Consider the following 7,046-nt stretch of genomic DNA (forward strand, 5'->3'; position numbering starts at 1 on the left):
ACCACTTGTTTATGAACTTACCAAAAGCAATAAGTTTATTGAAAATTATATCGGGAGAGATTGACGATTTTTTCAACACGACCACTCAGATTACTGTTGCCCGATCAACAGATGTTTATGATTTTGCCCGCCGGAAAGAAGCAATCAGAAAAGAATTTCCTACGGCAGCACTTTTCGGCCATTTCCTAAAAACAATGCATCAGCAGGGTATACTTCGCCAGATCATCGGCAACTGTAATGTGGATGTGTCCAATCCCAAGTTTTATCAGTGGAGGTTTTACCGAAAGGAGGCTAAAGCACCGACTGAACTACATTCAGAATCGGTAAGACCTTCTGCTAAATATTTTAAATCCGCAAGGAATATAGCCACGAACGATGGCGGGGCGGTAAGATCCCACCAGGAACAGTACATATATAACAGGCTATTGGAAGAAGATGGATTAAAATTTTATTATGAGAGGCCGTTTGACATCAAAGGATATAATAAGATACCCGACTTTACCATATTGGTTCATCAGAGTAAAACTGTTTATCACTGGGAGCATTTTGGCATGATTGAAGATCCCGACTACGAGCTTTATGCAGAGAAAAAGATCCAATGGTATATTGACAACGGTTATCGTTTTTTAGAAAATGGAGGTAGGTTCATTGTTACCTATTATAGGAATGATACTGCACTCGAGAATGATGTTGATAGGATACTTAAATTAATCAAAGCTTTTTAACCAGAAAGATACCTTTTCCTTAAGCAGCATGGATAACCAAGGTACTTGTCGCTATATCGCTAGTTTGGTTCGATCAACAAGCCTTTCTCCTCACGTATAAGCTGGAAAAGGTGGTCAGGGCGAACGGTTATATAATCTTCACCAAGTGAACTGGCTACGTTTTTAAAACTTGTTGGCGATATATTTGTCCAGGGCTGCGCCTGTATGACGATGAAACGTGGCGAAGTCTTGTCCCAACCTGCTGAAGCCCTGGCAATATGGTCTTTCATCGCCTGTTCGCTTGTACAGTAGTTACAACTCAATGCCATCCCCGGTAAACTGTTATTGTAAATCGTAAGTCCCCCTCCAGTATTCTGAGCTGTTACGCCAAGCAACGATTTGGCATGACGGGCATAGAGTTTTCCCACATCGGGCTTAATACCACCGACGATGGTGTTCCAGATCGTGATTACCCGTAAACCTGCACGGTTATTATATTCCTCGGTTTTAGAAATGAATTTTTTCAGCATTTTTTCATCCGGCCATGCATTGGGGTAAGTATAGCCATAACCGGAGGGTCCTGATATCAAGTTATCGTTATCGGTAGAGGTCTGCCAATAGTAATTAAGTGCACCGGGCATGGCATCGAGCATCGCAGGTGATACCGTCCATCCCATTGGAACTGCACCCCGATCAGGATTATTCCAGAGTTTACGCATCAAGTGTTCGGTATACTGCAAATTATCGCCATCACTTAATATAAAAGCAACATAGATTTTGTTGCTGAGCAGCGGCTTTTGGGGGATGGGTTTTATATTCACCGTTCTGGATGTACCACTATGTAAGGTCAGGTTGGAACACCAGTCACTTGCAATAGTGGCAATCCCATACTTTGAAGCACGTTCCACCCCTGGCCCCTCCTGTGGCCACCATCCCATAAACCTGGAGCCCTGTGACATTGATGACAGGAACTTGTCCAACAGTTCACTTTCGCCAGCTATCTTCGGATCCAGCCATATTACGGCAGTACCTAGCGCCACCGCATATTCACGAAGCGCAGCTTTATGTGCATTGGGATTTAGCCCTATTAACAGACGGTGATCAAGATGAGGCCAATAGGTATCATAAAGTGACTGATAGACTTCCAGCTTATCACTGAATTTTCCCCGCAGATCTAGCAAGATGGGCAAATTATAAGGTGCAGCGGTTAATCTGGATAATAACAATGGCGAGGCAATCAAGGCACCTTTGCCTTTTGCTAGTACCGTAGCCAGATTAATTGTATGCGTTTGTGCAGGATCAAAAACAATCAGACCGGAAATTTCATTCCTGTATTTGGCGATCAAGTCCCATTTGTCTATAGGTTCGGACCAGTTAAGCCCAAGAGATGCCAACCAGGTGTATGGTCCTTCAGCGAAATTATCCCCCTCATAGGAGAAAATGCGTGGTTTGTTCTGGTTCACTAGCCCCTTTAGGGAGGCAAACAAATACATTTCAGCTGAAGCATATACAGTTTTTTGGCGGAGAATGATTAAATCCTGCACCTGGGCAGGTGCTGGGAAAGATGGAAGTAGCTGCTCCTTTGGCCATTTAAGCTGACCCGAGCATGGTTTAGCAAATAAATTGGATAGCAGAACGCACATTGCTATAATCCTAAATGTCTTCGGCAGTATTATCATCCCTTAAATATAGCGTTAAAGTTCATGAGTTTCCCCTGCCTTGAAGATTGCCGGAAATGGAATACGGTTTTGAAAATGCAATAAAGGGGAAAATGTGTATTGGCTAATGCCGTTGTCGCATCGAACCCGGCCGCCCTCCCGCGAAATAAACCTCAGGTAAGCTAGTTGACCGCCAAAAGGCTCGCCTTAAACACAGAAAAAGCGCCTAATCCAGCCAGTGCCAAAACCAAAGGAAGAAGGCAATCATCTATTGGGCAAGCAAGCATTGTAAAGAATCCTTCAACTCCTTGCGCTTGGTAATGATGCCCAGGGCAGTTCCCTCCCCCATTTAGCGGACCATCACAAATATTACATACAGTTCCAGAAGTTGGGCTCCAGGAACAATAATTCGGTGAAAGATCAACAGAATAATCAGGATCATATACACTCCCGCCACCATCAAATGTATACACGCGCTGTTCCCCAACAACCAAGCAGCCCGCATAAGTACCTTGCGCCCTGGTTTTGAGCCCAAAGAAGGATAATAAGCAAAGGCAAAATATCGAAACTGCATTTTTCATCTAAATAAAACTAAATGCATTATAAATACTACAAAAAATTAATGGTTTTGATAATTATCAATAAGAATTAAAGAAGGCAAAAATTGATTTCGGTTGAAAAGCAGAATAGAATAGAGGTTAAGCTGATGCTTACTACTTGAATAAAGCTTTGGATACTTTAAGTAAATACAGATCGGAAGGATATCCTGTAAGATAGACTACACAGTACCAAAAGGATATCCATGAGTTTTTCGGAAAAAAGCGCTGTAAAAAAATTAAGCCGTAAAGGATTCTACGGCTTGGCAATTTACTTATTGCTTCGAAGCCTTTTAAGAAGCAATTAATTTTTTAAGACAGTGCTTAAAAGTAGGTGTATTTAATGATGCCATTATCGTAAATTAAACACAGAACGGGGCAGAAAAGAAATAATGACTACCGGCGGGAAATCAGGAATACAACTATGGGCATCCTCTCAAAGACTGATCGGTTTTTCAAAAAATTAAGCTTTGCGTTTAAAAAGCTTCACGATTTTTTTAGTTGCCATTGCAAGCGCCACCGCTAAAAGTCCCGTAATTAAACCAGCACCAAATTCCTTTATTATTGAAGGAACGCCTGGTAAAAGGTGATGCATGAACTCAATATTGTGTACGAAAATCCCTCCTGAAACAAGGATTAAGGCAATGGTGCCCACTACACTTAAAACTTTTATCACTATAGGAAGCGAAGAAACCAGCAGTTTTCCAAAGAATGAAAGTGCTCCTTTTCCATTTGAACGTTTGATCAACCGATAACCTGCATCATCCATCCTAACAATAATGGCAACAATCCCATAAACCCCTATTGTAGCTAAAAGCGCGATAATCGAAACGGTTACGATTTGTAAGGTAAGGCTTTCTTCCAGCACGCTGCCAAGGGCGATAATTACAATCTCAATGGAAAGAATAAAATCTGTGGTGATGGCAGACCTCACTTTTGTCTTCTCTGCATTTTCGTCTTCTTCTAAAACCTCAGCAGCTTCCCCATGTGTATCCACAGCGCGATGAAAAAGGTACTCTACAATCTTTTCGACACCTTCGTAAGCCAGGTATATTCCTCCCAGCACCAAAATTACTTTGATGGCCACTGGAAAAAACACATTTAGTAATAGCGCTATTGGAACAATAATCAGCTTATTGATTAATGACCCTTTGGTTATTGCCCAAAGTACAGGAAGTTCCCTGGAAGATAGGAAACCGGTGGATTTTTCCGCATTAACGGCAAGGTCATCGCCCAATATGCCTGCTGTTTTTTTTGCAGCGACTTTTGCGCTCACCGCAACGTCATCCATTAAAGCACCTATATCGTCTAAAATTGCAAAAAAACCTGAAGCCATATCCTTATCTAATTGGGCCTGCAAAATACCAAATCAATCTTATTCTGAAAGAAAAAACATGAAAAGATTCCCGTATAATCAAACTGGGTTTTGCTTAAGAAAAGGAATGGGCAAAATCTGCATAAGCATGCGAAACCATCAAAAAGGATTGGATTCTTGATAAATTTAATAAATCGTTTTACTAACTTGCTCTCCAAATCAAATGTCCTGCAAGTGAAAACATGGGATCCAAATGTTAAGCTTGTTGGTTTTATGGAAAAAAACATGAAAAAATACTTTTACCCATTATTAAGCAGCTTTTTATCACTAACATTTTTTACGAACCCGGCCGCTGCTCAAGTGAAAAAACTACCTGTCGATTATGTCAACCCCTATATTGGCAACATCAGTCACCTGCTTGTTCCAACCTATCCCACCGTGCATTTGCCGAATAGTCTGCTAAGGGTTTATCCCGAGCGGGATAATTTTACATCAAATACGATCCACGGCTTACCACTGGTCATCACCAGCCACAGGGGAAGTTCAGCATTTAACTTGAGTCCATTTCAGGGCGATTTGAAAAACATTAAGCCGGTGTTGGCTTATGCCTACGATAATGAAATTATCAAGCCTTACTATTATGAGGTAGATCTGGATGACTATGGCATTAATGTCCAGTTTGCTCCCTCGCACCAATCGGGAATTTACGCCATTAATTTTTCTAAATCAGCACCAGCTTACCTAATTCTAAATACCAGGAACGGGGAACTGTCGGTCAAAGAAAATGTAGTCAGTGGCTTTCAGAAATTGAGCAACAACACCAAAGTTTATATTTATTTCCAAACAGATTTATTCCCCACTTCTGCCGGCAAGCAAAAGGATGGTCAAATCGACCCAAAGGAACAATCCACTTCTGGTCAGAATGCTTACCTGATATTAAAATACCCAGATAATACCAAGCAAATCAAAGCCCATTATGGCATATCGTTTATTAGTGTAGAGCAGGCAAAACGAAACCTTAATAGGGAAATAAAAGATTATGAGCTAAGTAAAGTCGCCCAAAATGGCAAAAATATATGGAACCAAACCCTTGGAAAAATTGCTGTAGAGGGAACAGATGAAACAGCTAAAACCATCTTTTACACCTCACTTTACCGCACATACGAACGCATGATCAGTTTATCTGAAGATGGTCAATATTTTAGCGCCTTCGATGGAAAAGTTCACAATGATAACGGAACACCCTTCTTTACCGATGACTGGATATGGGATACTTACAGGGCAACCCACCCACTGCGGGTAATCATTGAGCCGAAAATGGAAGGCAATATGATTAACTCGTATTTGCGAATGGCCCAGCAAATGGACGACCACTGGATGCCAACTTTTCCGGAAGTTACCGGCGATAGCCGCAGAATGAATAGCAACCATGGCGTGGCAACCATAATTGATGCTTATAACAAGGGCCTTCGAAGCTTTAACCTTGAGGAGGCCTATCAATACTGTAAGGCAGGCATTACCGAAAAAACGCTGTCACCTTGGTCGGCAAAAAAAGCTGGCGTACTAGACCAGTTTTTTAAAGACAAAGGGTATTTTCCAGCATTGCCTCCAGGTGAAAAAGAAACTGCGCCGGAGGTTCATGGTTTTGAAAAGCGCCAACCTATTGCGGTTACTTTGGGCACCGTTTACGATGAGTGGTGCTTAGGGAACATTGCGCAGCAACTAGGCAAAACAGATGAGGCTAAAGATTTTTTAGAGAAGAGTAAAAGCTATCATACTGTCTTCAATCCGGACACCAAATTCTTTCATCCAAAAGATATTGACGGCAAATTTATCCAGCCGCTGGATTACCGGTTTTCAGGCGGACTGGGTGCAAGGGAAACATATGATGAAAACAATGGCTGGCTCTACCGCTGGGATGTCTTGCATAATTTGGGTGATTTGGTAGAGATGATAGGCGGAAAACAGGCTTTTGTTGATGAGCTGGAGAAAATGTACAACACCCCGCTTGGAAAAAGCAGGTTTGATTTTTATTCCCAATTGCCAGACCATACCGGCAATGTTGGTCAATTTTCAATGGGCAATGAGCCTGCCATGCATATCCCTTACCTATACAACTATGCCGGTCAACCTTGGCGCACCCAAAAACGCGTACGCAGTTTACTTACCCAATGGTTCCGTAACGATTTAATGGGCATTCCGGGTGATGAGGATGGAGGGGGATTAACCTCTTTTGTCGTATTTTCTCAAATGGGTTTTTATCCAATAACCCCAGGCCTACCAATGTATGTTATCGGTAGCCCAACATTTGCTAATGTAAAACTGGATATTGGGAATGGTAAGAAATTCGAAGTAGCATGTCTAAACTATGCGCCGGAAAACAAATACATACAATCGGCCAAGTTAAATGGACAGGTCTGGAACAAATCATGGTTTTCCCATGAGGATTTAATGAAAGGTGGAAAACTGGAACTGATCATGGGTAAACGTCCAAATAAATTATGGGCATCAGAGGAAAGCTCGCTTCCGCCATCCTTTAAAATGTCTGCGAAGTAACCAGGTGGGCAGGTGAGCAGTTCCCTCACCTGCTAACTTCATAAAAGTTTCAGGTTGTGATGCAAGTCTACCATACATGAAAGAGATTAATTGAAAAAAAAGCAAATAACCAGACAAGAAAAAAAATTAACACAAACACCTGTAAATAAGATACTTAAATAAATTTTAAACAAAAAAAATCGATTCCAAATCGAGGGGTTGGGGATTTCGCTAAAAG

General features: G+C 41.6%; 5 protein-coding genes. 2 read left to right on the plus strand and 3 right to left on the minus strand.

Going from position 1 to position 7,046, the window contains the following annotated elements:
* Positions 1-11: 11 nt before the first annotated feature.
* On the plus strand, positions 12-725 hold the full coding sequence (locus tag DBR40_RS24755; RefSeq protein ID WP_124562414.1) for a hypothetical protein: 714 nt from the start codon (positions 12-14) through the stop codon (positions 723-725).
* 59 nt (positions 726-784) lie between these two features.
* Here the strand turns inward: DBR40_RS24755 and DBR40_RS24760 are convergent, their stop codons facing one another.
* The 3 genes from DBR40_RS24760 to DBR40_RS24770 all read right to left on the minus strand — a co-directional run bounded on the left by DBR40_RS24760 (position 785) and on the right by DBR40_RS24770 (position 4,294).
* Positions 785-2,383: a GxGYxYP domain-containing protein gene (locus tag DBR40_RS24760; RefSeq protein WP_317125543.1), complete on the minus strand. Its 1,599-nt coding sequence runs from the start codon at positions 2,381-2,383 to the stop codon at positions 785-787.
* A 161-nt stretch (positions 2,384-2,544) separates the two neighbouring features.
* A complete protein-coding gene (locus DBR40_RS24765) occupies positions 2,545-2,943 on the minus strand; it encodes a hypothetical protein (protein WP_124562415.1) in 399 nt (132 codons plus the stop codon).
* A 478-nt stretch (positions 2,944-3,421) separates the two neighbouring features.
* A complete protein-coding gene (locus DBR40_RS24770) occupies positions 3,422-4,294 on the minus strand; it encodes a DUF808 domain-containing protein (RefSeq protein ID WP_124562416.1) in 873 nt (290 codons plus the stop codon).
* Positions 4,295-4,558: 264 nt separating this feature from the next.
* Here DBR40_RS24770 and DBR40_RS24775 point away from each other — a divergent pair, with 264 nt between their 5' ends.
* Positions 4,559-6,829, plus strand: coding sequence for a GH92 family glycosyl hydrolase (locus tag DBR40_RS24775; protein WP_124562417.1), 2,271 nt, complete (start codon positions 4,559-4,561; stop codon positions 6,827-6,829).
* Positions 6,830-7,046 lie beyond the last annotated feature (217 nt).

The organism is Pedobacter sp. KBW01 (assembly GCF_003852395.1).
Taxonomy (GTDB): Bacteria; Bacteroidota; Bacteroidia; order Sphingobacteriales; family Sphingobacteriaceae; genus Pedobacter.

What these genes read in the sequence shown, in the direction of transcription:
- DBR40_RS24755 (WP_124562414.1), top strand. Translation starts at nt 12, where the DNA reads ATGAACTTACCAAAAGCAATAAGTTTATTGAAAATTATATCGGGAGAG.
- DBR40_RS24760 (WP_317125543.1), bottom strand. Translation starts at nt 2,383, where the DNA reads ATGATAATACTGCCGAAGACATTTAGGATTATAGCAATGTGCGTTCTG.
- DBR40_RS24765 (WP_124562415.1), bottom strand. Translation starts at nt 2,943, where the DNA reads ATGAAAAATGCAGTTTCGATATTTTGCCTTTGCTTATTATCCTTCTTT.
- DBR40_RS24770 (WP_124562416.1), bottom strand. Translation starts at nt 4,294, where the DNA reads ATGGCTTCAGGTTTTTTTGCAATTTTAGACGATATAGGTGCTTTAATG.
- DBR40_RS24775 (WP_124562417.1), top strand. Translation starts at nt 4,559, where the DNA reads ATGAAAAAATACTTTTACCCATTATTAAGCAGCTTTTTATCACTAACA.